Annotated in this window: 2 protein-coding genes and 1 pseudogene; 2 read left to right on the top strand and 1 reads right to left on the bottom strand. The window is 41.2% G+C overall.

Going from position 1 to position 2833, the window contains the following annotated elements:
• Positions 1-267: 267 nt before the first annotated feature.
• A pseudogene (locus IQ229_RS22335) lies at positions 268-535 on the top strand (IS5/IS1182 family transposase); the annotation flags it as partial.
• Between the two features lie 493 nt (positions 536-1028).
• Here IQ229_RS22335 and IQ229_RS22330 read toward each other — a convergent pair.
• Positions 1029-1664, bottom strand: a complete 636-nt coding sequence (locus IQ229_RS22330; RefSeq protein WP_194047495.1) for a response regulator — start codon at positions 1662-1664, stop codon at positions 1029-1031.
• A 234-nt stretch (positions 1665-1898) separates the two neighbouring features.
• Between IQ229_RS22330 and lipA the strand changes: the two genes are divergently transcribed.
• Positions 1899-2798 carry a lipoyl synthase gene (lipA, locus tag IQ229_RS22325; RefSeq protein ID WP_194047497.1) on the top strand — a complete coding sequence of 300 codons (900 nt, stop codon included), beginning with the start codon at positions 1899-1901 and terminating at the stop codon, positions 2796-2798.
• Positions 2799-2833: the final 35 nt, after the last annotated feature.

The following is a 2833-nucleotide window of genomic DNA, read 5'->3' as shown; positions in this document are numbered from 1 at the left end:
GCTTTATAAAAAATATATTTACATATAATTACGGTTAATGTTTTTTGTTAAATATCCAACAACATTAGTTAAGTTTGAAAACGTTTATATGGATTTATACACCACTAGAGTGACCTAAATATGATTTACGCACTGGATAATATGTCGTGTTTTAGTAAGTTGACTTTTTTCAAACAATTATCATCGGCTTTATTTAAACCTCTTGATTTTGTTATCCTGTAATTAATGTTTGTTACTTATAAATAATATATTTTTTTGTATCAGAATTATGATGCAGATGAGCGAATGATTGAGCGACTTCAGACACAGGGCAAAACCGCAGTGATTCCCCCCAAGCGCAACCGTACTATCCTTTGTGACTACGATAAAGAATTGTACAAAGCCTGTCATTTAATTGAAAACTTCTTTGCCAAACTCCAAGCAGTATCGAGCGTAGGCGCAGCCCGTCGTAGACATCGCTACGCGCTATGACAAACGCGCTGCAAACTTTATGGGTGCAATTTATCTGGCTGCTTCTGTCATTTGGCTCAATTGATGACACGCCTTACTACCCCGATAAACTAGGGTTTTACTGCCTGAGTAGATTTGTGCAGTAATGCGATAGCCAGGAAACGCATATAATGTATCCAATATTACTAACATTGCGGACTATGTTCATAATTATTGTTTCTATGGCTTATTATTTCCGCGTAAAAACTATCCTCATCATGAAATAGGATTTTTTTTGTTTAATTTGTATTAGAAAATATGACTTTTAATATATTTTTACTAAATATCTGAATCTTGAACTGTAATGTTTCCTCATCAATTTAAGTACATATCAAAACCTCAACCACAACCCCTCTTTGAACTTATGAAGAAAGAAGAGAAAACACAGCTTTACCGGGCTAAGGTAAAGCTGTACCTCACTAAATAATGATGATTTATCAACATAAGTGTTTTTGAACTAACTATTTTTATCCGCTTTTAATCGGACACCAATATAGATGGTGTATTTTTGGCTGCGATAATAATAACGAGCACAAATACTACTTGATTTTTTGTTTAATAAAAGTCACAACCTGAGTTAGCTGTTTCTTCAAACCATCAATTTCTGCTTGCATTTTGACAATTTTCTCATTCAATGCATTAATTTCTGCCTCAGAGACTCCTCCAGTACTGGGGGTTGCGACGCTAGGAATTACGACGCTAGGGGCTACTACCGTACTATTGGCAACACTAGAGGTTGATGATGTGCCATTTTTGACGGTCACTCCTGCTCCTACTGCGACTAGTTCTGGGCGTGGCTGTTTCGCCTTAGCCATAGCTAACTTAATCGCGCCGATTAGTTGTTTCTGATCAAAAGGCTTGCCCAAAAATTCAAAATATTCAAATGGTTCTGTGATTTTCTCAGTTACCTCTTCCTTGCGACCAGACATGATCACTAAAGGAATTTTCCTTAACTCTGGATCGGCTTGAACTTTCTGGAAAACCTCCCAGCCACTCATTTTAGGTAACAGGAAATCCAACATAATCAGGCTGAGTTTTTCCTGAAGAATGAAATTTAGTCCTTCCACACCGTCTTTTGCTTCTAGTACCTCAAAATTGCCCGGAGGCAACATTTCTCGTACTTTTACCCTGACAACTGTAGTGTCATCGATAACTAAAATCTTGTTGCTTGCCACGACTGTTTGCTCTAACAGAAACTATAAGTGTAAATAGCGGCTTTGCCGATTGTCCTTGAGAATCCTCCCACTATATACATAATTTCTAGCAATTGGGGGATAGTATATTTCGGTATAAATGACATTGTTAGAGGTGTTTTGCAAAACTTTTGCTTGCGCTCTTTTAAATTTGTGTCATTGTGATATTTAATCAACAGACCACTACATCTATATCCGCATCTTGCTTGGATGTCTATGATTTCGTCACAACGAGCCGAACTAAAGTCTGAAATTATGGCAATGCCTAGCTGGTTACGTCGCCCGATTGGGAAAGCCAGTGAAATCTCTACGGTACAACGCATTATTAAGCAGCGCCAAATCCACACGATTTGCGAAGAGGGTCGCTGTCCCAATCGGGGGGAGTGCTATGCCCAAAAAACTGCGACTTTTTTGCTAATGGGGCCTACATGCACGCGCTCTTGTGCTTTCTGTCAAGTAGATAAAGGTCATGCACCAATGCCTCTTGATTTAGAGGAACCTGAAAAGGTCGCCCAGGCGGTGCAGCTTTTGGGATTGCGTTATGTAGTGCTGACTTCTGTAGCGCGTGATGACTTGCCCGATCAGGGTGCAGGGCACTTTGTAAAGACGATCGCGACTATCCGCCAATTGAATCCAGAAACTCAAATTGAAGTGCTGACCCCAGATTTTTGGGGTGGTGCTGGTGTTGGGGAGTCAGGTCAACGCCAGCGGATAGCGATGATTGTCAAAGCCAAACCAGCTTGTTTTAATCACAATATCGAGACAGTGCAAAGGTTAACTGGCCCAGTGCGCCGGGGAGCCAAGTACGATCGCTCCCTCTTGGTGCTGGCTACGGTTAAAGAAATCGATTCGACAATTCCCACCAAATCAGGTTTGATGCTGGGACACGGAGAAACAGTTGATGAAGTTATTGAAGCAATGGCTCATTTAAGGGCTGTGGGATGCGATCGCTTGACTATCGGGCAGTATATGCGTCCTTCTCTAGAACATTTGCCAGTCCAAAAATATTGGACTCCAGAGGAATTCGATCGGCTTGGCAGATTAGCATGGGAAATGGGATTCAACCATGTTCGTTCTGGGCCTCTGGTTCGCAGTTCCTATCATGCTGGAGAGTAGGGAGTAGGCAGTGGGGAGTAGGGGGAGATGAGGGG

The organism is Nostoc cf. edaphicum LEGE 07299 (genome assembly GCF_015207245.1).
GTDB lineage: Bacteria > Cyanobacteriota > Cyanobacteriia > Cyanobacteriales > Nostocaceae > Nostoc > Nostoc edaphicum_B.
Note: the sequence above shows the minus strand (reverse complement) of the source record. Positions and strands in the feature narration are given on the sequence as shown.